The sequence below is a fragment of the Spiroplasma endosymbiont of Lonchoptera lutea genome (assembly GCF_964019715.1).
Taxonomy (GTDB): domain Bacteria; phylum Bacillota_I; class Bacilli_A; order Mycoplasmatales; family Nriv7; genus Nriv7.
Map to the genome: position 1 here is coordinate 966,791 of NZ_OZ026463.1, position 24,932 is coordinate 991,722.

General features: G+C 29.9%; 14 protein-coding genes, 3 rRNA genes and 2 pseudogenes. 4 read left to right on the top strand and 15 right to left on the bottom strand.

What is annotated here, in order from left to right; genetic code table 4:
* Positions 1–339: 339 nt before the first annotated feature.
* A pseudogene (locus AACK97_RS05560) lies at positions 340–1,050 on the bottom strand (IS3 family transposase); the annotation flags it as partial.
* 123 nt (positions 1,051–1,173) lie between these two features.
* Here AACK97_RS05560 and AACK97_RS07690 point away from each other — a divergent pair.
* A pseudogene (locus AACK97_RS07690) lies at positions 1,174–2,119 on the top strand (IS30 family transposase).
* Between the two features lie 104 nt (positions 2,120–2,223).
* Here AACK97_RS07690 and rrf read toward each other — a convergent pair.
* The 5 genes from rrf to AACK97_RS05595 all read right to left on the bottom strand — a co-directional run bounded on the left by rrf (position 2,224) and on the right by AACK97_RS05595 (position 12,856).
* Positions 2,224–2,330 (bottom strand): 5S ribosomal RNA (gene rrf / locus AACK97_RS05575).
* Between the two features lie 73 nt (positions 2,331–2,403).
* Positions 2,404–5,324 (bottom strand): 23S ribosomal RNA (locus AACK97_RS05580).
* A 210-nt stretch (positions 5,325–5,534) separates the two neighbouring features.
* Positions 5,535–7,060 (bottom strand): 16S ribosomal RNA (locus tag AACK97_RS05585).
* The 16S, 23S and 5S rRNA genes sit together here, the layout of an rRNA operon.
* A 474-nt stretch (positions 7,061–7,534) precedes the next feature.
* Positions 7,535–11,890 (bottom strand): PolC-type DNA polymerase III, encoded by a 4,356-nt coding sequence (locus AACK97_RS05590; protein WP_338967215.1) that lies wholly within the window; start codon positions 11,888–11,890, stop codon positions 7,535–7,537.
* A gap of 15 nt (positions 11,891–11,905) precedes the next feature.
* A complete protein-coding gene (locus AACK97_RS05595) occupies positions 11,906–12,856 on the bottom strand; it encodes a phosphatidate cytidylyltransferase (protein ID WP_338967217.1) in 951 nt (316 codons plus the stop codon).
* Positions 12,857–13,128: 272 nt separating this feature from the next.
* Here AACK97_RS05595 and AACK97_RS05600 point away from each other — a divergent pair, with 272 nt between their 5' ends.
* On the top strand, positions 13,129–14,073 hold the full coding sequence (locus AACK97_RS05600) for an IS30 family transposase (RefSeq protein WP_338967219.1): 945 nt from the start codon (positions 13,129–13,131) through the stop codon (positions 14,071–14,073).
* A 398-nt stretch (positions 14,074–14,471) separates the two neighbouring features.
* The gene (locus AACK97_RS05605) at positions 14,472–14,882 is read left to right on the top strand and encodes a hypothetical protein (protein ID WP_338967221.1); all 411 of its coding nucleotides are present in this window, start codon (positions 14,472–14,474) and stop codon (positions 14,880–14,882) included.
* A gap of 46 nt (positions 14,883–14,928) precedes the next feature.
* On the opposite strand, the gene frr is transcribed toward AACK97_RS05605, so the two are convergent.
* The 9 genes from frr to AACK97_RS05650 all read right to left on the bottom strand — a co-directional run bounded on the left by frr (position 14,929) and on the right by AACK97_RS05650 (position 24,479).
* Complete coding sequence (gene frr, locus AACK97_RS05610; RefSeq protein ID WP_338967223.1) at positions 14,929–15,486, bottom strand: ribosome recycling factor; 558 nt, start codon at positions 15,484–15,486, stop codon at positions 14,929–14,931.
* Positions 15,487–15,543: 57 nt separating this feature from the next.
* The gene (pyrH, locus tag AACK97_RS05615; protein WP_338967226.1) at positions 15,544–16,266 is read right to left on the bottom strand and encodes a UMP kinase; all 723 of its coding nucleotides are present in this window, start codon (positions 16,264–16,266) and stop codon (positions 15,544–15,546) included.
* Positions 16,267–16,370: 104 nt separating this feature from the next.
* Positions 16,371–16,901: a hypothetical protein gene (locus tag AACK97_RS05620; RefSeq protein WP_338967228.1), complete on the bottom strand. Its 531-nt coding sequence runs from the start codon at positions 16,899–16,901 to the stop codon at positions 16,371–16,373.
* Positions 16,902–17,042: 141 nt separating this feature from the next.
* Positions 17,043–17,885, bottom strand: coding sequence for a translation elongation factor Ts (gene tsf / locus AACK97_RS05625; RefSeq protein WP_338967230.1), 843 nt, complete (start codon positions 17,883–17,885; stop codon positions 17,043–17,045).
* A complete protein-coding gene (rpsB, locus tag AACK97_RS05630) occupies positions 17,885–18,694 on the bottom strand; it encodes a 30S ribosomal protein S2 (RefSeq protein WP_375315752.1) in 810 nt (269 codons plus the stop codon). The genes tsf and rpsB overlap by 1 nt, the downstream gene beginning before the upstream one ends.
* 123 nt (positions 18,695–18,817) lie before the next feature.
* Positions 18,818–19,735: an ABC transporter ATP-binding protein gene (locus tag AACK97_RS05635; protein WP_338967235.1), complete on the bottom strand. Its 918-nt coding sequence runs from the start codon at positions 19,733–19,735 to the stop codon at positions 18,818–18,820.
* A gap of 21 nt (positions 19,736–19,756) precedes the next feature.
* Positions 19,757–21,529 (bottom strand): ABC transporter permease, encoded by a 1,773-nt coding sequence (locus AACK97_RS05640; RefSeq protein ID WP_338967237.1) that lies wholly within the window; start codon positions 21,527–21,529, stop codon positions 19,757–19,759.
* Between the two features lie 4 nt (positions 21,530–21,533).
* Positions 21,534–23,129 (bottom strand): hypothetical protein, encoded by a 1,596-nt coding sequence (locus tag AACK97_RS05645; protein WP_338967239.1) that lies wholly within the window; start codon positions 23,127–23,129, stop codon positions 21,534–21,536.
* 408 nt (positions 23,130–23,537) lie between these two features.
* Entirely contained in the window at positions 23,538–24,479 is a 942-nt protein-coding gene (locus AACK97_RS05650; protein WP_422397245.1) for an IS30 family transposase, read from the bottom strand.
* Between the two features lie 154 nt (positions 24,480–24,633).
* On the opposite strand from AACK97_RS05650, the gene AACK97_RS05655 reads away from it, so the two are divergent.
* A complete protein-coding gene (locus AACK97_RS05655) occupies positions 24,634–24,912 on the top strand; it encodes a transposase (protein ID WP_338966718.1) in 279 nt (92 codons plus the stop codon).
* Positions 24,913–24,932 lie beyond the last annotated feature (20 nt).

The window sequence follows — 24,932 nt, forward strand, 5'->3', positions numbered from 1 at the left end:
CTAAATGGTGGGTCGCGTTTAGCTTTCTTAGGTATTGCTTTGAAGAAGTAAAACAATCAGCTAATTATATTATTTAATTACTAAACTAACCCTGCCTTTCTTGTTATTGTCATTTTTATTCATTACCATTTTATCATATTATTGAATTTTTACACAATGAAAAATTATTAATTTTATTAAATTTTAACTAATATTTTTACTTACTTAAATCTATTATATTTATTTGTTACAGCATTACCTTTATTATAATTAATTCAAATATCATCATTTTTATATTATTATATTTATTTCATAATGAATTTTTATATTGGATTGGCAACCCTTTTTTTAGGACACTTTTTATGTAGACTGGTATTTTCTAAATTCAACGGGAGTTAAATAATTTAAACTGCCATGAATTCGAATATTGTTATATCAATTAACAAAATCAAATAGTTCGCATTTTAGTTGTGTTAAGTTTGCAAATTTTTTACCGTTAATAAATTCGGTTTTAAAGGTTTTGTAAGTTGCTTCAGCAACAGCATTATCATATGGGCATCCTTTGGAGCTTAATGATCTTTTAATTTTAAAGGTTATTAAAATTTCATCAATAATTTTATTTTTAAACTCATTACCACGATCAGTATGAAATAAAGTTATTTTATTTAATGGTCGTGTTATCTTGTGAAAAGCTTGTTGAACTAATTCAGCAGTTTTATTTGATCCAGCACTATAGCCAATTACTTCGCGATTAAACAAGTCAATTAATAAACAAATATAATGTCATTTAGTGCCAACTTGAACATATGTTAAATCACTAACAACAACTTCATTTGGTTTTTTGTCATTAAATTGACGATTTAAAACATTATTAATTTCGTCATTATTAACTGTTTTTTTATGATTACAATATTTTAACTTGGTGTATTTAGAAACCAAATTATTTTTGATCATAATGAATCGGATTTTTCGTCGTGATAAAATGATATTTTTTCTTATTAAAACAGCTTTAATTTTACGAGCACCATAAATCTTGCGACTTTTATTAAATGCACTGATAACTTCTTGTTCATAATTATTAACATCAAACTTGGTGCATTTATTAGTTTCCTGAAATGTAAAATTAAAAAGGACACTTATATAAAAAACAAATTGTGTTAATTCTATAATTAAGAAAAGAAAGGAATTAGCACAATGTATAAGTATCTGACTATTGAATCAATAATAGCAATAAAAGAATATAAAAGTTATGGATTTTCTATTCGTAAAATAGCAAAAGCAATTGATTATAGTAAATCAACTGTACACAGAGTTTGTAAATTATTAAATCAAAACTTATTACCATTAGAAATATTGAATCAAGTTCAAAAAAATAAACAAAATGCAGGTAGAAAATTAATAATTTTAACTTTAACAGAAATTAATACTATCAATCATTTGTTAATTACTAAAAATTATGCTCTTGATATAATTGCTGATTTTTTAAAGAAAAATAAAATAAAAAATATTTCAACAAAAACTTTATATAACATGTTTAAAATAAATCGAACGGGTTTTGGTGAAAAAAATTTATTGAGAAAAGGCAAAAATAAACCTCATAAACAAAAAGAAACTAGGGGCAGAATTAATAATTGTAAATCTATTCATGAAAGAAATTTAATCATTCCAAATATTAAAAATATACAAGAATTTGGCCATTTTAGAGGGAGATACTATCGTTGGTAAAGATCATAAAAGTTCTATTATTACTTTAGCTGATATATGATCAAAAACCACAATTCCTTTGAAAACTAAAAATCATAAAGCAGAAAGTATTACACAAAGTATAATAAAATTTATTTCAAAATTAATACCAGGAACAATTAAAACTATTACTTTTGATCGTGGTAAAGAATTTAGTAAATGAAAATTAATTGAAAAAAATTGTAATGTTAAAATTTATTTTGCAGATGCCGGAAAACCTTGTCAAAGAGGTTTAAATGAGAACAATAATGGTATTTTAAGAAGATATTTACCAAAATCTACTGATTTATCTTCATATAAACAAAAAGACTTAAATTCTATAGCATTTCAAATTAATTCTACACCCAGAAAATCATTATCTTATAAAAGACCAATAGATTTAATACAATTATTTTAAAAAACTGTCCCATTTATATTTACAATTCAGGAAAAATATAATACAATTATTATTAACTATTGAATAATATTTTTAATAAAAAAAGTGAATTAATAAATTAAAAAATCTGGCACCGTCTTATTTTCCCCATGAAGGTATCGTCAGCGCTGGCATGCTTAACTTCTGTGTTCGAAATGGGAACAGGTGTGGCCACGCCGCTATAGGCACCAGATAGAGAGATTGCTCTCTCAAAACTAGACATAAACATTATTTTAGACTTTCAACAATAGGAATTACTTTTAAAATAAAGTAAGTCCTCGACCTATTAGTATTGGTCAGCTAAATATGTCACCATACTTACACACCCAACCTATCAACCTCATAATCTTTAAGGGGTCTTATTCCATTTCTGGATGGGAAGTCTCATCTTGAAGTTTGCTTCGTGCTTAGATGCTTTCAGCACTTATCAATTCCCTACATAGCTACCCAGCTGTGCCATTGGCATGACAACTGGAGCACCAGAGGTAGGTCCATTCCGGTCCTCTCGTACTAAGAACAGATCTCCTCAAACTTCCTACGCCCACAACAGATAGGGACCAAACTGTCTCACGACGTTCTAAACCCAGCTCACGTACCACTTTATTGGGCGAACAGCCCGACCCTTGGAACCAACTTCAGCTCCAGGATGTGATGAGCCGACATCGAGGTGCCAAACCTCCCCGTCGATGTGAACTCTTGGGGGAGATAAGCCTGTTATCCCCGAGGTAACTTTTATCCGTTGAGCGACGGCCTTTCCACTCAGGACCGCCGGATCACTAAACCCAACTTTCGTTCCTGTTCGACTTGTAAGTCTCACAGTCAAGCACCCTTCTACTTTTGCGCTCTGCGTATGATTTCCATACATACTGAGGGTACCTTTGGGCGCCTCCGTTACTCTTTAGGAGGCGACCGCCCCAGTCAAACTACCCACCTGACACTGTTCCTATTCAGGATAACTGAATAAGGTTAGATTTTCAAAATAATAAGGGTGGTATCCCAAGGTTAACTCCATAGATACTAGCGTATCTACTTCAAAGTCTCCCACCTATCCTGTACATATTAGATCAAAAATCAATATCAAGTTATAGTAAAGCTCTACGGGGTCTTTCCGTCTAGTTGCGGGTAACCTGCATCTTCACAGGTACTAAAATTTCACCGAGTCTATAGCCGAGACAGCGCCGGGATCGTTACGCCTTTCGTGCGGGTCAGAACTTACCTGACAAGGAATTTCGCTACCTTAGGACCGTTATAGTTACGGCCGCCGTTCACTGGGGCTTCAATTCTGAGCTTCATAATAAATTATTAACCCATCCTCTTAACCTTCCAGCACTGGGCAGGCGTCACCCCCTATACATCGTCTTACGACTTAGCAGAGAGCTGTGTTTTTGCTAAACAGTCGCCCCGGCCTCTTCACTGCGGCTCACATAATTACTTATATGAGCATCCCTTCTTGCTAACTTACGGGATGATTTTGCAGAGTTCCTTAGCTATAGTTATCTCGCTTGCCTTAGGATTTTCTCCTTGACCACGTGTGTTCGTTCTCGGTACGAGCACCATGATAGTTAATAGTAGAAGTTTTTCTTGGAAGCGTGGCGTCAGACTCTTCGCTACTTGCCGAAGCTTTCACTCCCCATAACGCTTCAAGGTTATGCCATAAAATTTACTAAATGACCCTCTTTGCGCTTAGCCCGGAATCCATTAACCGGGATATCCTAGCCTTCTCCGTCACTCCATTCCATACCATGGTGGTACAGGAATATCAACCTGTTGTCCATCGACTACGCCTTTCGGCCTCGCCTTAGGTCCCGACTAACCCTGGGTGGACGAACCTTGCCCAGGAAACCTTAGTCAAACGGCATGAAAGATTCTCACTTTCAATCGTTACTCATGCCGGCATTCTCACTTCTAAACAGTCCAGTAGTCCTTACGATCTACCTTCGTCCCGTTTAGAACGCTCCCCTACCACTTTAAAATAATTTAAAATCCATAGTTTCGGTACAATGCTTAGCCCCGGTACATCTTCGGCGCAAAATAACTCGACTTGTGAGCTGTTACGCACTCTTTAAAGGATGGCTGCTTCTAAGCCAACCTACAAGCTGTTTAAGTCATTCCACATCCTTTTTACACTTAGCATTGATTTTGGGACCTTAACTGATGATCTGGGCTGTTTCCCTCTCGTCCATGGACCTTATCACCCACAGACTGACTGCCAAACATACAACAACGGCATTCAGAGTTTGATTGCATTCAGTACCCCGAGGTGGGGCCATCATACATTCAGTGCTTTACCTCCGTTGCGCTAATTTTGACGCTAGTCCTAAAACTATTTCGGGGAGAACCAGCTATCTCCAGGCTCGATTGGAATTTCACCACTAGCCACAAGTCATCCACGGTCTTTTCACGAACGTTGGTTCGGTCCTCCATTAAGTATTACCTTAACTTCAACCTGCTCATGGCTAGATCGCCTGGTTTCGGGTCTACGACTACATACTAAACGCCCTATTAAGGCTCGCTTTCACTACGGCTCCATGTTTTCCACTTAACCTTGCATATAATCGTAACTCGCCGGCTCATTCTACAAAAGGCACGCCGTCACTCATTAACGAGCTCCGACTTCTTGTAAGCATATAGTTTCAGATACTATTTCACTCCCCTCTCGGGGTACTTTTCACCTTTCCCTCACGGTACTGGTTCACTATCGGTGATTAGGTAGTATTTAGGATTACGCAGTGGTCTGCGCGTCTTCCGACAAGATTTCTCGTGTCTCGCCGTACTCTGGATCCCATCAAGAGACTTTTCAATTTCGTATACGAGGCTTTCACTCTCTATGGCATCGCATCCCAGCGATTTCTACTATCAAAAAATTTTCTAAAACTCTATATAGATGGTCCAAACCCCACTCCGAAGAGTGGTTTGTCCTGTTCCCTGTCCGCTCGCCGCTACTAAGGGAATCGCATTCGCTTTCTTTTCCTCTAGGTACTAAGATGTTTCATTTCCCTAGGTATCCCATCAATATGACTATGTATTCATCATATGACACTATTCGATTAAGAATAGTAGGTTGCCCCATTCAGAAATCCCTGGCTCAAAGCTTACTTCCAGCTCCCCAAGGCTTATCGCAGGTAGTCACGTCTTTCATCGGCTCCTAATCCCAAGGCATCCACTATATGCTCTTATTAACTTACTAATTTTTCTTTGTCAAAAGAAAAACCTATTGCAATTATAAAAATAAATGTTTATATCCAGTTTTCAAAGAACAATGCTCATAGAAATTACACTGTAATTTCTCATATTGCGTTTGAGAGATAAATAATCTCTCAAAACTAAACAGAACATCCTCAACCAAAGTTATTTGTTAAAATCTAATGTAATTAGTTTATAAATATAAACTCCATAGAAAGGAGGTGATCCATCCGCACCTTCCGGTACGGATACCTTGTTACGACTTCACCCCAATCGTCAATCCTACCTTGGGTCGCTCTCTCAGTAAACTGTTAAGATACGAACTTCTGGCATTACCAACTCTCGTGGTGTGACGGGCGGTGTGTACAAGACCCGAGAACGTATTCACCGCGGCATTGCTGATCCGCGATTACTAGCGATTTCAACTTCATGGAGTCGAGTTGCAGACTTCAATCCGAACTGAGATCGGCTTTTTGAGATTAGCTTGCCCTTGCGAGTTTGCGACTCTTTGTACCGACCATTGTATCACGTGTGTAGCCCCAGACATAAGGGGCATGATGATTTGACGTCATCCCCACCTTCCTCTAGCTTGCACTAGCAGTCTCATTAGAGTCCTCAACTAAAATGTTAGCAACTAATGATAAGGGTTGCGCTCGTTGCGGGACTTAACCCAACATCTCACGACACGAGCTGACGACAACCATGCACCACCTGTCTCAGTGTTAACCTCCACTATATTTCTATAGCATTGCACTGGATGTCAAGTCTGGGTAAGGTTCTTCGCGTTGCTTCGAATTAAACCACATGATCCACCGCTTGTGCGGGTCCCCGTCAATTCCTTTGAGTTTCACTCTTGCGAGCATACTACTCAGGCGGAGTACTTAATGCGTTAGCTGCAGCACCGACATTAAAGCCGACACTTAGTACTCATCGTTTACGGCAGGAACTACTAGGGTATCTAATCCTATTTGATACTCCTGCTTTCGTGCCTCAGCGTCAGTTACAGGCCAGTTAGTCGCCTTCGCCACTGGTGTTCCTCCATATATCTACGCATTTCACCGCTACACATGGAATTCCACTAACCTCTCCTGTACTCTAGTTATACAGTTTCCAAGGCGAATCGAAGTTGAGCTTCGATCTTTAACCTTAGACTTATATTACCGCCTACGCACCCTTTACGCCCAATAAATCCGGATAACGCTTGCCACCTATGTATTACCGCGGCTGCTGGCACATAGTTTGCCGTGGCTTTCTGGTAAGGTACCGTCAAATAAGAATCATTTCCTATTCTTACTATTCTTTCCTTACAACAGACCTTTACAACCCGAAGGCCTTCATCAGTCACGCGGCATTGCTCCATCAGGCTTTCGCCCATTGTGAAAAATTCCCTACTGCTGCCTCCCGTAGGAGTCTGGGCCGTGTCTCAGTCCCAGTGTGGCCGTTCACCCTCTCAGGTCGGCTATGCATCATCGTCTTGGTAAGCCATTACCTTACCAACTAACTAATGCAACGCATCCTTATCTTTTTGTAGTGCAAATGCACCTTTAATTATCATTAGATGCCTAACGATAACCTATGCGGTATTAGCCGTCGTTTCCAACGGTTATTCCCCTCAAAAAGGCAAATTAGATACGTGTTACTCACCCGTTCGCCACTAGAGTGCAAGCACTCTCGTTCGACTTGCATGTATTAGGCATGCCGCCAGCGTTAATCCTGAGCCAGGATCAAACTCTCATTAAAAAGTGAAAATAAAAAAACATTTTATAGTAATGTTTTCAATTTTTATTGTTTGTTTCATAACTCATCAGATTGACAGATTGTTCTGTTTAGTTTTCAAAGATCATTTTGTAATAGTAAGAAGTTTAACGACTTAATTACTAGTACATTTAAGATAATACTGAATTTGGAAATAAATGTCAACATAAATTTAAACTTTTTTTAAAATAATTCTAATTATCTTTTAAACCAATATTTAATCAATTAAATTCAATATATATCCTCGGAGTATTTCAAAACCATAAATATATATTACCACAAATTTTAACTATTTAACGATATAAATTAAATATTTTTAAAAAACTAAACTACATATTTTAGGTATCATTTTAATAAAAGAAAAGCAACAACAAAAATTTTTGTTTAGCATCTTACAGAAAAAGTAAAACCTTAATAGGTTTTATTTAACTCTTAACTAATGCATTTTTTCACTTTTAACTATTCAAAAAAGTTCAAAGATATTTGATCAAATTTATCTAAACCTGATAAAATACCCATCTCCTCAAATTCCTTTAAATGAGTTTTAGTAATACTAGTTCTTTTTTGCAAATCTTCCAAAGAAGCAATCGCTCTTTCAGTTCTAGCTTCAACAATTGAATTAGCAACAGTACTACCCAAACCATCTAATGCTGATAATGGCGGAACAATCTTTTTAAAACCAGCAAACTCTTGAACAACAAAATTTGTTGCTAAAGAATATTCTAAATTAATACCAATAAATTCAATTTTACGAGCATACATTTCTAATGCTACTTCCAACACTGGTACTAAATCCTTCTCCTTTTGAGTTAACTTATTAACAGCATTATAACCATTATCCATTCGTGATAAGATATCGGTTAATTTTGTTAAAACAGCGTTCCTTCCCTTAACAATCGTTTTAATATCAAAAACATCACATCGTGTTGAAAAATAAGTCGCATAATATTCGTGCGGATAATTAATTTTATATCAAGCAATTCGCAAAGCCATTAGAACATAAGCTGTCGCGTGTGCCTTAGGGAACATATACTTAATTTTTTGACACGATGCAATATATCATTGGGGAACATTATGACTAATCATAATTTTTTGTTGCTCATCAGTGACACCTTTTCCTTTACGAACGGTTTCCATAATGTTAAAAGCAATATCTGACGGAATTTCACGATGAATTAAATAAGTCATAATATCATCACGACAACCAATAACATCTTTTAATTTTAAATCTTGATGGGTAATTAATGTTTGGGCATTATTTACTCACACATCAGTACCATGCGATAATCCAGAAATTTGCACTAAATCAGCAAAACTCGTCGGATTTGTTTCTTCTAACATTTTACGAACAAATTGAGTGCCAAACTCAGGTAAGCCCACCGCTCCAGTTTTTTCATTATTAATATCACTACTAGTAATCTTCATAATTTCTGGGGAACTAAATAATGAAAGCACTTCGGCATCATTACACAAAATATTTTGCGGATCATATCCAGTAAGGTCGTGTAACATTTTTAAAGCTGTGGGATCAACATGTCCCAAAATATCTAACTTTAACAAGTTATCATGAATAGCATGAAAATCAAAATGCGTTGTTTTTCACTGCGAAGTAATATCATCAGCTGGGAAATTTACTGGCGTAAAATCATTAACATCATAGTTCTTAGGAACAACAATAATTCCCCCCGGATGTTGTCCGGTTGTTCGTTTAACACCCTCACAACCTTGTGCTAATCATTCCAAATACGTCTTTTTAACAAAATGATTACCTTTCACATCTTCCAAATAACCACGAGCATAACCAAATGCTGTTTTCTGTGCCACGGTAGAAATTGTTCCCGCCCGAAACACATTATCCGCACCAAACATCTCTTTAGTAAAATTATGAGCAATCATTTGATACTCACCAGAAAAATTCAAATCAATATCTGGTACTTTATCACCATCAAAACCTAAAAAGGTTTCAAACGGAATATCATGACCATCGCCAGTTAAAAGATGCCGACATTGCGGACAATTTTTTGGTGGTAGATCATAACCACTACGAATATTTTCATCACTAACAAATTCACTATATTGACATTGCGAACACACATAATGTGGCACTAATGGATTTACTTCGGTAATCTTCGCCATTGTCGCAACTAATGATGACCCTACAGAACCACGAGAACCAACCAAATAACCATCATTTAATGACCTTGTAACTAACAAATGAGCAATTCAATAAACAACCCCAAAACCATGCTTTAAAATCGCGTCTAACTCCCGCGTTAACCTTTCTTCTACCATTATTGGCAATACTGCACCATAAATTTTTTTCGCGTTATCATAACATAATCTTTTCAAATTGCTATCAACATCACCATTATCAATTACTGGGGTATACAAATCATCTTTAATCGGTCGCAACCACGAAATTTGCTCATTTAAATAATTAGGACTAATAACAACCAACTCTTTAATTAAAACTTCATCTTCTAAAAAACTAAACTCATTTAACATCTCAGCAGTCGTTCTTAAATGTTGCTCAGGATTATTTTTAACACGACCTTTACGGTCAAATAAAGGATGCATTCTTCCTCCTAAACCCTTAGTATTAATATATACATCACGAAAAATCTTATCTTGCGGATTTAAATAATGAACATCAGAAGAAGCAATAACCACTTTATTAAGTTTCTTTGCAGTATGAACAATATTTTTTACAATCCGCATTAAATGTTCAACTGTCATCTCACCACTTTCAACTAAATGATTGTAAACACTTAGCGGTTGTACTTCAATATAATCATAAAATTGCATTATTGCTTCCAATTCTTGTTGACTCCGATTACGAGCAAACTCAAAAACCTGACCATTAACACAACCAGAACCAATAAAAACATTAGCACGCATTTCTTGCAATGCCGCAATCGTAATTTTAGGACTACTATAAAAGTACTTAGTATGGGATAACGAAACTAACGAAAATAAATCTTTCAATCCTTGCTCATTTTTAGCAATTACTGTCGTATGATTACCAAATAACTTGGCAAAAATTGGTTCATAATTAATTTTTTCAATATCTAATAATGTTTTTACTTGATAATTATCTTCTAAATCCGTTAACATCACAGCAAACACATCAGCTAATATTTCAGCATCATAATCAGCACGATGAGCAATTTCTTCATTATACTTAATATTATATTTTCTAGCAACCGTTCCTAAACGATGATAGCGTAACTGTTGCTGTAATAACCGTGATAATTGCAAGGTATCAATAATCGGATTAGTAAGTTTTCCATAACCCATTTGATTTCACAGTTCTTGAATAAAACCAACATCAAACGATGCATTATGAGCCACAAGGACAGCATCTTGTAAAACTTCTTTAATCTCAGCAGCCACAATTTCAATTGGGGGCTTATCTTGTAACATTTCGTTACTAATCCCAGTTAATGATTCACTAAAAGCACTAACATTACTTTTGGGTTTAATTAAAAAATCATATTTTTTATTGCTTAATCCTCGACCCTCAATAACTACCGCTCCAAATTCAATAATTTCATCATAACGACTAGATAATCCTGTTGTTTCAATATCAAAAATAACAAACTTACAAGCATTAATCGCATCACTAGTAGCATTAGTAATTGCTTTAACACTACTATCAATCATTTGCATTTCCACACCATAAATAACCTTAACAGTAGGATATTTCTTTTGGGCGATTTGCGCATCAGGAAATGATTGAACATTTAAATGATCAGTAATCGCAATTGCTGAATGTTTTCAAAGACTTGCTTGTTTAATATATTCACCAATACTTGTAACCCCATCCATCGCACTCATTTTTGTATGTAAATGAAATTCAATCCGCTTTTCTACCATATCATCAGTTCGTAAATGCGGATCAGCAATCTTTTGAATTTTATTTACTCACAAAACTTGTTCACGAGAAAAATTATCAAACCGCACATCACCTTTAACAACAACTCAATCCTTTTCTTGTAGTTCTTCCAAAAGCTTGTCTTTCATATCATCACTTGTAAAATATCGTAAAGCAATCGCATCACTAAAATCACTAATTAATATTGAATAAATTCATCGTTTAGTTTTTGTTAATTTACAATCTTTACGAAAAATTTGTCCTTGAATAGAAACCGCCCGCACATCTTCTTCCAATTCTGAAATTTTACACGATACTTGCGACAATAAATTGTCACTACTAGACAAATTGCCTTTAAACGCCCGTTTTTTTGCAGGCAAAGCCTTTACTTGTTGTTGTTCTCTTTGTTGGACTTTCATTCGTTCTTCATCTTCAATTTGTATCATTGCTGGATCAACAGAAACATCATATTGTTCAATTTTTATTTTTAAAGACAAGTTTTGAAAACCATACCGACGCATTCGCTCCTGATAATATTTTAAATGCCGATTAGTCAATGCCCCTTGTGATTCATTATGAACTTTAATAAGCAAATCATTATTTTCCAACACTAAATTATCACAAGAAATATTACTATTAATGTACTCTTTTTGTTTTGTCTTAGTTTGCTTAATATATTCTCAATAATCAACAATTTGTTCTATTACATAATTAGCATCAACACATAAAAAAGTTATTTTACTACGAAAATCAAGTTTCAATAAACATTGTTCAAGTTCTCTAATAATTTCAATTGGTAAAATTTTGTTAATTTGCAATGTAAAATACAGCGTATCATTCTTTTTCTTAAATTCTATTTTCAATAATTTTGCTTGTTGTAAAATGTCATTTTTTAAAGAAAACTTCATTATTTTTCACAATTGCTGTAAATTCTTTTCCATACTTTCACCCCTGACTTAAATTGTTGAAAAACTCTGGATTAACATAAAAAATCCAGTAAATATTAATACTAACGACAAACTATCAATCCGATCCAAAAATCCGCCATGACCTGGTAAAACCTTAGAAAAATCTTTTACATTATGATTCCGTTTAATAAATGAAAAAAGTAAATCACCAATATGACTTATTAATGATAAAAATAAAATTAACAAGAAATAAATTACATATTTATAATCATCTGTTTTCGTTGTAAAAAAGTTAACAAATGGCTGATACTTCGTAAATTCCGTTAATAACACAATATATCCTAAAATAAGCACCAAGGTTACTGAAATACCAATAATCGCCCCTTCTCATGTTTTACTAGGACTAATTTTTGGAGCAAGAGCATTTTTGCCAACTAATGTTCCGCCAATATAAGCAAATGTATCATTACTAATAGTAATTAATAAAACTACACTAACTGCTGGTCAACCAAACCCTGGTTGGAGCATAATATAATTCATTGCTTTAAAAGCAAATACTAAATAAAGTGTCATACAAAATATAAATAGCGCATCATTAGCACTAAATTTCTTAAAAACTTTCACCATTAGTAAAATAACTAATAAAAATATCATATAAATTAACAATACCATTCATGATTGTCATCATTCAATACGACTTGGACCATCGTACTTATTTCAATACGGTTCATACTTAATATTCTCTGCTATGGGAAACCATAATAATATAATTGCAAAAACAAAAATAATAGCTTTAATAATTCAATTAAAACTTTCTCCTTTACTTAAATTCATCACCTCAAAAATTGTAATCCCTAATAAAATACTATTAACTGTTAAAAATGCATATGGCATATATCAAACATTAAAACCTTTTCACTCTTGATATATCGCCCCAACAAATAAATATAAAATTGCAAAAGAAATTAAAAAGATACTAGTAATAATTCGCTTTTTCATTTAAGCACTCCTTCTATCAATATTAACTAATTATAACTGATAATTAAATTGAAAGAATAAAATCGCATCTAATTGTGAAAATATATTCAGACAATCAATGCTATAATAAAATTTAATAAGGAGGGGTTTTGACCAAATTAAAAAATATTTTTGCTTTTTAAAAAGCTGAATTATACTTGTAAGTGCAAGTAAATAAAATTGCAAAAGATTTCATATAAAAATTTCATGATGCTAAGTTTATTTTAGAAAAAGTAAATTTAAGGAGTTTTTATATGGGATACAAACATCTTGGCATAGATAAAAGAATTTATATTGAGAATCAATTGAAATTTAAAGTAAAAATTAGTGAAATAGCTAAAAATCTTAATCGAAGTATTAGTACTATTAATCGAGAAGTTAATAGAAATAAAGATAATAATCATTATTTTTCATTAATTGCACAAAATAAAGCAGAAAATAGAAAACAATTACATGTTTATTTTCATAAATTTAAAAATAGAGAATTAGTAAAATATGTACAACAAAAATTATTATTAGGTTGATCGCCTGAACAAATTTATGGCAGAATTAAAAATTTTCATCAAGAATGAATTATTAGTTTTAAAACAATTTACAATTGAATTTATTCTGGATTACTTGAAAAGGTTACTAGTAAAAATTTAAGAAGAAAAGGTAAGAAACGAAAATCTCAAGAAAATCGGGGTAAATTTAATGGTAAATCCATTAAAGAACGAAATGTTAATAATCGCATAACTCTTGGCCATTGAGAAGGTGATACTGTAGTATCATCACGAGGTAAAAGTAAATCATGTTTAATAACTTTAGTTGAAAGAACATCAAGATTTACTTTAGCAATATTAGTTGAAAATAGAACTACTAAAGTTATTAACAAAAATATTAGTCATTATTTATCAATTCTTCCAAATAATCTTGTTAAGACTATAACATTTGATAGGGGTAAAGAATTTGCTAATTGACAACAACTTGAAAAAAATTTAAATGTGAAAATTTATTTTGCTGATGCATATTCACCTTGACAAAGAGGTACTAATGAAAATACTAATGGTTTAATTAGAGAAAAATTTCCTAAAAAATTTAATTTTTCAAACACTACTAAAAATGCAGTTCATAAATTTATATTGTCTTTAAACCAAAGACCAAGAAAAATACTAAATTATCTTTCGCCAATCGAATATTTGGTTAGAAAAATAATTTAGTTGCACTTAACTTTACAATTTGGCAAAAATAAAATAAGATCTTTTAAGAAAGAGGTAAAAATAATGAATACAAAAGTACTAGCTAGATATTTTAGTGCCTTATGCATTATCAACAACGGATTAAATTGATGAAAACGATTTAGTTATGATTGAATTGGACTATTTTCACAAGATAAACTAGATAATGGTGATGAAATTAAATTTCACTATGTTAGTGATATTGATAGAATTAGATACCACACTTGAACAGATTGCTGAGGAGGGCCTTATCCAGATTGTGCCATTCACTGAAAAGACCGCTGAACAAAACTGATTGAGAAAAACATATGACAAATCGCAACATAGTTTTTACAGTCACAACAGTGTGGCTAATCCTCAACATTATTTTTTGAATAACAATGATGTTTCTTTATCCTAATAGTTTAACTGGAAGTAATCGTGCCAATGCCTATGATGAAATTAAAATTATTCTTGAAAAATGTCTTATCCCAAATAATGTTACTTTTTTTCCATTTCATTATTTTATAACCTTTGTTACTTTTAGTATTATCTTTATCAGTTTACAAATTTTTTCTTATTTCAGTCAAATAAAAGCAAAAATAGCAATTGTGCTTTTTAGCATTTCATTGCTTGTCTTAATTCTCTTAACTTTAGTAGCAACAATGTCGCTTATTAGAATTGAAGATTTTGGTGGAACAATGTGATGCAGTTATCGCGAGATTGCTGTCTCCGCTCTAATTCTGATTTTCCTATTTTGTCCCGCATTATATTGAAATTTATATTACTGTAAAAAATATGCTCGTAAATAACTTTAAAAAATAAAACTCTCCTAAATAAAGGAGAGTTTTATTTCCATTAAACTGTCATTAATTCTTTTTCTTTTTCTAACGCAATAGCATCAGCCTTAGCAATATATTCATCAGTTAATTTTTGAATATCTTCTTGATAAGATTTAACATCATCTAAAGGCAATTTAGATTTTTTAATAATTTCATTAATATCTCGTCTTAAATTACGAATCCGAACTCGCATTTCTTCAGTAATCTTTTTTACTTGCCGAACAAATTCTTTGCGTTTTTCTTCAGTTAACTGCGGGACATTCATTCTAATATAATCACCTTGGTCTTGCAATGAAACTTGCAAATTAGCTTTAGTAATCGCAGCAATAACTTGCTTAATAATACTTCGATCATAAGGTTTAATAACAAGTTGTCGCCCTTCAACAACCGTAATTGCAGCAACTTGATTAACTGGCATTAAACTACCATAATAATCTACCAAAACAGAATCAAGAATTAAAGGATTAGCTCTTCCTGTACGAATCTTACTTAATTCATATCGTAAACTTTCTAAAACCTTTTCCATTTCTTCTTTTATTTGTTCAATTTCTAATTGTAATGCCTCAATTAACATTAATTATTCTCCTTACTTTTATTACTGTAATTTAATCTTATTTCTTAAAAACTTTAACTATTTATTGCTACTACTAATAATTGTAATTTTAGTATTTTCCTGTAAAGCTTTAACAATATTATCTGGTTCATTAATATCAAACAGAATAATCTTTAAATTAGCTTCCATACTCATTGTAATTGCTGTTAAATCCATTACCCGTAATTGCTTTTGCGTTATATCCTCATAAGTTAAAAACTTATAATGAGTAGCAGTGTTATCTATTTTTGGGTCAGCACTATAAACACCATCAACACCATTTTTAGCCATTAATAAGACATCAGCTTTAATTTCCGCCGCTCGTAATGCTGCTGCGGTATCAGTTGTAAAATAAGGATATCCCGTTCCAGCTGCTAAAATAACAACATAACCCTTAGATAATCGTGATAGACATTTTTTAAAAAAATAAGGTTCACAAATTTTATTCATTTCAATTGATGATTGAATAATTACTTTATCAAAGTTTTGATTTTTAAATTCAGCTTCTAAAGCTAAAGCATTCATTACCGTAGCTAACATCCCCATATAATCAGCATTAACCTTATCCAAACCAGCGATTTTAGCATTAACTCCTCTTCAAATGTTACCACCACCAACAACAACAGCAATTTCAATTCCTTCTTGCGATAAAGTAATAATTTGTTTAACAATATTTTTCATTCGTTGTGGATCATAAATGCTAACACCGCCTAAAGCTTCACCACTAATTTTTAATAAACATCGCTTATATTTAAATTCCATTATTCACACCTACTTCTTTTTCCCATATATATTTTATACGAGATTTTTTTAAATAAAAAGAAAAACTTTAATTAAAATTTTAAAGTTTTTCTTTTAAAATATTACTACTTTTCTTTTTTTGAACGCACCGTTTTAAGTGGCTTTTTGCTAGTCAAATTATTTGCTTCTAAATTCATTAGCTTATGAATATAATCTTGATAATTTTCCAAAATAAATTTTGTTGTTAAACTTTTTTTATTTCAACTAATTTTTCTTTTTGCTCTAGAACCTTCAATAAACCGAACTGTTAAATAATCATTTTCATTTTCATTTATTTCATAAATTTTTTCAATCCGAATCTTTCGTCCAAAAAGAAAAACAAATTGTTTTGTAAACTTAACAGCTAAATAATCAGAAACTAAAATACAATAAACAACAGTAAAAATAAGTAAAGCAAAATTTATTGTTAATAAACTAATAGCAAATTTATCATCAGAGGATAAAGTATCACTAATGGAAAAATTATATGTTTTACTAGTAATTGCTAATATTAATGTTGTTAACTGTAACGGTAAATTCATTACAATAATTGTTAATAAAATCAATGATTGTTTCTTATTTCAAAATCCTACTTTTGATGCAACTTTGTTAAACATTGTAAAACTACCAATAATTATTGCTATCAAACCAAAATAAAATGCAAATAAGAAATAAACTATTACTGATAAATACACTTACATTATGCCTCCTTTATTTTATCTTTATTTCAATGCTAATGTAACGCTAATTAATAAAAATTAATCAGTTTTAGTAATTCCTTCACCAACTTCATAACGATACATTACTAAAACTTTTGTATTATGCATTGTAAGAATTTCTTGAACTTTTTTCTTTTCATCAAACATAAAAGGTTGATCTAATAAAGAATATTCCGCTAACTGCTTATCTAAACGACCTTGCTTAATTTTTTCCAAAATTTCTGGTGGTTTATTTTCTGTTGCCATTTGACTATTAATAATATCCATTTCCTTATTAATAAAATCTTGAGGAATATCTTCACGACTAATAAAAGCAGGTTTTAAAGCCACAACATGCATCGCAAGTTTTTTAGCAATATCACTATCAACTTGACCTTGCAACTTAACTAAACTAGCAATACGATAATTACCATAATTATATCCCACTAATGTGTCTTGATCACTTTTAGTAATAATCATAAAACGACGAATACTAATCTTTTCACCTAATTTATATGTTGCTTCATTTAATAAATCATTAACAACAATATTTTCTTCATTTTTTAACAATAATCCTGCTTCTAAAGTAAGCGGTTGATGTTTCAAAAATAAAGTTAAAATATTGTCTAATAATTCAAGAAATAATTTATTTTTAGCAACAAAATCAGTTTCACAATTTAATTCTAAAATAATTGCTATATCATCAACAACTAAAACTTTTGATAATCCCTCAGTATTAATCCGCGCTTGTTTAGCTTGTGCCTTTGCAATACCATTGGTTCTTAATCATTGAATCGCTGCTTCAATATTACCATTACTTGCCTCTAATGCTTTTTTGCAATCCATAAGGCCAACACTAGTACGGTCACGCAAATTTTTAATCATTTCCATTGTTATTGGCATTATTCTTTAGTTCCTTTCGCATCGTCATTTTTTTCAATAATTTCTGCTTCCTTTTTACTTGGAGAAATAACTGCTGGCGCTGAATCAGCACTAACATTAGTTTGTAGTTTTTCTTCTTTAACAATAGTTAAATCAGTAGCTTCAATGATAGCATCTGCAACTAATGTTGAAATTAAAGCAATTGTTTTAGCGGCATCATCATTTCCAGGAATGGGATAACTAATACCATCAGGATCACTATTAGTATCACAAATAGCAATAATAGGAATATTTAACTTCAATGCTTCTTTAATTGCATTGTGTTCAACATTAGTATCAATAACAAATATTGCTTGTGGTAACGAACGCATATGGCGAATTCCACTTAAAAACTTATCTAATTTCTCTTTATCTTTTTGAATTAAAATTTGCTCTTTTTTTGGTAAAACAGATAATTCACCAGTTTTTTCCCGTCGTTCAATATTTCATAATTTTTTAACACTTTTTTGAATTGTTCTTAAATTAGTTAAAGTTCCTCCAAGTCATCGCTTATTAACATAAAAAGAATTACTTCTTACTGCTTGTTCTTTAACAATATTTTGAGCTTGTTTCTTAGTACCAACAAAAATAATTTTTCCACCAGTTTTAGTTATTGATTTAATAAACTCTAAAGCTTCTTCCAACATAATTATTGTTTTATGTAAATCAATAATATAAACTCCACTTTTTTCAGTGAAAATATACTTTTTCATCTTGGGATTTCATCTTTTAGCTTGATGACCAAAATGAGTCCCCGCTTCTAATAACTGTTCCTTAGTAACACTTGCCATATTTATTTCCTTTCGTTTTTCTTCCATATCCTTCTAACATTAATCACTTAATTAATAAGCACTAGACTAATGAATCCACATATGTGTTGCTTTTAAAATATTAGCAAATAAATTATAACACATTTACATTAAATCAATTACACCAGTTTTATTTAACTTTTGCAGTAAAAAATCAATGGAAAAATTAGATTCACTAATCTTATAAATTGTAACTTCCATTTGTTCAGCATATTGCATAACATCTAAAAATGATAACGGATTATTTAAAACAAAATTTAATTCTTGACTAGCCTCTTCATATCAGTAAGGAATATTATATTTAATAAAAAAATCAATGATTTTTCAATCATTATCTGACATTAAAAAATAAGAAGAATCAACACCAAATGGTGCAATTGAACCAGAATAAAACTGTTTACCATTAAGTACTAATGTAAACTCATCAAGATAATATTTAACTTCATTTAATAAATGGGAAGACAAAAAAATTGTTTTCTTTTGCGATGCTAAAAATTTTAAATATTCCATAATTATCCGACGATTGGTAATATCCAATCCTGCTTCTGGTTCATCTAAAATAACAATATCTGGATCATGCAATAACCCTTGAATAATCATTACCCGTTTTTTCATTCCCGAAGAAAAAGCATTAACATTCTTATTACGATGTTCTCAAATTCCTAATTTAGTCATTAAGTCTTCAATCCGATTTTTTAATTTCTTACCTTTAACACCACTTAATTTTCCCATATATCGTAAAAATTGATATGCTGTTATATTCTCAGGAAAAGTAATAAACTCAGGAACATAACCAATACTATGTTTTACTTTAATATTTTTGTTATTTTTACCATTAATGGATATCGTGCCCTTAAAAGAATTAATTCCGCGAATTAATGATTTAATAAATACTGTTTTACCACTACCAGAAAGTCCAATAATTGCATGAATTTTTCCGGGGTTTACTTGCAAATTAAAAGGACCAACAATATTTTTTTTAAAACTTTTAATAAAGTTTTTAGCTTCAATTTTATATTTCATAACTTTTCTCCTTAAATCTTACTAGATAATTGTCTTGCGATTTAATATTAAGTAAGCTACTAATAAAAAGCAAGAACTTAAAGTAAGATAAAAAATAAATAAATTATTAGTATTAATAAAATTTTCTTGCCGAACAAAAATACCGTTTTCATCTTTAACTAATGGAAAATCATCATAACTCATTAAATAATTCCTCTGATTATTAAAATCAATAAAACCTTGTTGGAACTTTTCAAACGAATAAAGATTATATCGCACACTACTTGTTCATATTTGATTTATATGTTCAATAATATTAATTTTAGAAAGAATCCCATATAGTTGACTTGCTGATAAATAAAATTTAAAGAAAAAGTGATTATCATCAACTTGATTAGTAGTAATTATTTTAAAATCAATAACTTTTTTAATAATATTATATTCAAAATCTTTGAAAACATATAACAGTGGATTATTAAAAACTTTTTCATAACTTTCATAAAAATTACTATCTTTAACTTTATAATTACTATTAGCATTAGGATATCCCATATCGCTATTCATCTTATCATCATATAATTGTTTAAATATTAGAAACGGATCAAAGGTTTTTTCCATATAAGAATCATTATCAATTTTAAAATAAGTATTTGCTTTATCAAATAATATTAAAGAAGAAATTCGACTTAAATTAAAAAATATCAAATCTTTTATTGAAGCACTATCAAGATAATCTTTTACCATATTTGCTAATTCTTGATGTTCAATCCGACTATTTTCAAGTTCTGCACTAGTTTTAAAAAAATATGGCATTTTTAATTGCAGAAAAATTTTTGTATTTTGACCTTTTTCTTTATTTTTTGTAATCAATTCATTAACTTCATTTGTTTGATATTGTCCTCTTCACTGTTCAACATTATTACCAGTAATTTCAAAATCTATGGGTTTGGTTAAACCTAATTCTTGTTCATAAAATTTCAATCATTTTTCTTTAACATTATCTTCATAACGATCAAAAATAATATTTTGTAACCCTTGGAGACTTTCTTGATTATAAAAATCATAGATTTTTTTTGTTAAATTATAATATTTAACTTCTTTTTTGTCTAATTTTTCTTTAAATAAGAAGGTTTCCTTAATTTGAGAAATTGTATATTTTTGCGTTTCATTTTTAAATTTAATTTCAAGATTATTAGCAATTGTTGTTATTAAAGAATAAGGCATTCCCCCTAATAAAAATAAACTACAAAAAATAAAACCAATTAATAATACCGTTTGCACACTAAAAAATGTTGAAATAAAAATAATACCACTGGATGCTAAATAAGAAACAAAAACTGAAAATACAAAGAGTTTTAATATTAATTCCTGAAAAGCTGATACAAAATCATTTTTATTACTAATTATGCCCATAATATGAACTAATATTAAAGTAAATCCTAGATTAATAACAATAAAAATTAAAATTAAAAATCAAATTGTTATTAATTTTAAAATAAATATTTGTAATCGTGAATATGGACGCGAAATTAACAATAAGTATGTACCATCAGTAAATTCACAACCAAAAATTTTTATTATTATTAATAAAATAAATAATAATAAAATAATATTTGTAAAAATTAAAACACCATATTGAAAATTGCTAATAACACTGTTAAGATTATCAGATTTAAAAAAAATAAAAAGCGTTAAGGTGGCAAATATAACTAAAGAAATAAATAATAAAAATCAAACTGCCATCATTTTTCTAATTTTAAAAATTGCAAATAAACAAACTGATAAATATGAATTGTTTTTACTTCCTAATTTCATACTTTTATTTTTGCTGATCCTTATTAATAATCTTTAAAGATTTTGTTTTATATACATTATTAACTTTAAAATATTGCCCCTTATGACCAAAAACTAAATCTCAATTAATTTCTTGATTACTTGCTAAGGAAATAATATTATTATTTTTATCATAAACAATATCTTCATTATATATATTAGAAATATTACCAGCACTAACAGTAAAATCTTTATGTTTTAAAATATCATCTTTAATCATAAAATCTGATTTCTTAAAATGGTTTTCTAAAATCTTGTAAATTCCATCAAGATTATTAGGTTTACCATCTTTACTTGTTTCATTATCTAGTAGTTTTGCAAAAATATCATTATTTACAAAAAGTGTAATCTGATCCTTTGCTCATTTAATTTCATATTCTTTAAAGAAACCAAATACCATTTTAGTTATTTGTTCTAAATGAGCATTTAAAATTTTTGTTGGCAAAACCATTGTCACTGTTAATTTTTGCTGATTTTTTTGTACCTCACCAGTCATTGGTAAACCATAAATCGTCATTGGTACCAATCTTAAATTATTAGTACTAAAAGTAAATCATTCATTGTTAGAAAAATCATAATCACTTGGATATTTATTTACAAAATGGTTAAAAAGTTCCTTGTGAGTTGATAAACTCCCTTGCTCATCATAAAATTTATTATATTCATCATTATTAAAACGATTAGTTAATGCTTTGATTTTTATACTTATTGAGTCTAAGAAATCAGAATAAGAATTATACTTAATATCATTATCATCACTAGCTTTTTTAAAGCGATTAGAAGAAGCAATAAGTTCTTTAAAACGACCAAAAATTTTATTATTATAATGAGACCAAATATTATATGTTGAAAAATCATTAGTAATTTTCGGATATTGATTATTATCTTCGTTAATTTCAATGCGTTCATATTCTGCTTTCAGCTGATCATATGTAGCTTCACCAATTTTAACTTCCAAATTAGTAATAATTTTCTTTGTTAATTCAAGATTATTAGTAATAATATGACTTGCAATAAAGTTTTGATTTGTAGGACTATATTCTTTAAAACTAAAACTATATTCATAAACTATATCTAGTCTAATCGCGCTATCTTTAGTTACATCTAGTCCCGCTAAATCAGCGACTTTATCTAAAGCAATTTTAAATACTGTAAACTTCGTATCATTAATAGAAAGTTTAAAAGGTGGCAATAACTTATAATAATTACTGTATTTTATTTGTAACTCACTATTGGCTTTATTGAAATTATTTTCAAACGAATTTTTAATAAAATCAAGAGATTTTTTTGCGTCAGTATGTTTAAGAACTTGCCTTGGCAGTGGTTGGTTCATTCCAAAGTCTAAAACATCACTAAGGTCTTTTTCGCTTTTAGTATCATAATCACTTCTGGCAAATTTTCTTAAATTACTGCTAAAATTTAAGCGAATATCTCACATCGTTGTCATATCTTCTTCCAAGATTTTATTTTTAATCTTATTATCAATTTTATCATTCTTATCAAAATAGTTACATCCAACTACTGATAAAACTGATAACAAAGAAAAGCAACCGATGGTAATAATTTTTGTAAAATATTTCATTTTATTCTCCTTACTAATTAGTATTCTTAATATAACTTATTATATATGATTTTATTATTTTAGACAAATATTTTATTTTATATACAATGTAATTAATTTTTTATCAATTATTATCATAAAGAAAATCAGAATATCATCAAAGAAAAAATAACCTTATTTTTAAGATAAAGTTATTTTTGTGCATCTTTTATTACTCAATTCTCCTATTTAACTTTTGCAGTAAAAAATCAATGGAAAAATTGGATTCACCAATACTTTCAATTTTGATTTTCATTTGATCAGCAAATTGAAAAATATCTAAAAATATAAACGGTTCTTGTAAAATAAAATTTAATTCCTTACTAATATCATCATACCAATAAGGAATTTTATATTTACCTGAATTGTAAATATAAATGGGACAGTTTTTTAAAATAATTGTATTAAATCTATTGGTCTTTTATAAGATAATGATTTTCTGGGTGTAGAATTAATTTGAAATGCTATAGAATTTAAGTCTTTTTGTTTATATGAAGATAAATCAGTAGATTTTGGTAAATATCTTCTTAAAATACCATTATTGTTCTCATTTAAACCTCTTTGACAAGGTTTTCCGGCATCTGCAAAATAAATTTTAACATTACAATTTTTTTCAATTAATTTTCATTTACTAAATTCTTTACCACGATCAAAAGTAATAGTTTTAATTGTTCCTGGTATTAATTTTGAAATAAATTTTATTATACTTTGTGTAATACTTTCTGCTTTATGATTTTTAGTTTTCAAAGGAATTGTGGTTTTTGATCATATATCAGCTAAAGTAATAATAGAACTTTTATGATCTTTACCAACGATAGTATCTCCCTCTAAATGGCCAAATTCTTGTATATTTTTAATATTTGGAATGATTAAATTTCTTTCATGAATAGATTTACAATTATTAATTCTGCCCCTAGTTTCTTTTTGTTTATGAGGTTTATTTTTGCCTTTTCTCAATAAATTTTTTTCATCAAAACCCATTCGATTTGTTTTAAACATGTTATATAAAGTTTTTGTTGAAATATTTTTTATTTTATTTTTCTTTAAAAAATCAGCAATTATATCAAAAGCATAATTTTTAGTAATTAACAAATGATTGATAGTATTAATTTCTGTTAAAGTTAAAATTATTAATTTTCTACCTGCATTTTGTTTATTTTTTTGAACTTGATTCAATATTTCTAATGGTAATAAGTTTTGATTTAATAATTTACAAACTCTGTGTACAGTTGATTTACTATAATCAATTGCTTTTGCTATTTTACGAATAGAAAATCCATAACTTTTATATTCTTTTATTGCCTGAAATGTAAAATTAAAAAGGACACTTATATAAAAAACAAATTGTGTTAATTCTATAATTAAGAAAAGAAAGGAATTAGCACAATGTATAAGTATCTGACTATTGAATCAATTGGATAGGCTACAATAAGTTGGACCATAATTATATAGACTTCAAAATTATTAAGAAAGAAGGAATATAAAAATGGGAAATAAAACCTCATACTCTGAAGAATTTAAAAAACAAATTGTAATGCTATACAAAAATGACAAAAGTGTTATTAATTTAGGGAAAGAATATAATTTACCAAAACCAACTATTTATAGTTGAATTAAAAATTATAATAATTCTGGGTCATTTAAAGCAAAAGATAATCGCACTGTCGAAGAAAATGAATTAATTTACTTGCGAAAAGAAAACCAACAATTACGAATGGAAAATGACATTTTAAAGCAAGCAGCACTGATAATCGGGAAAAAATAACAATAATTAATAACAACAAA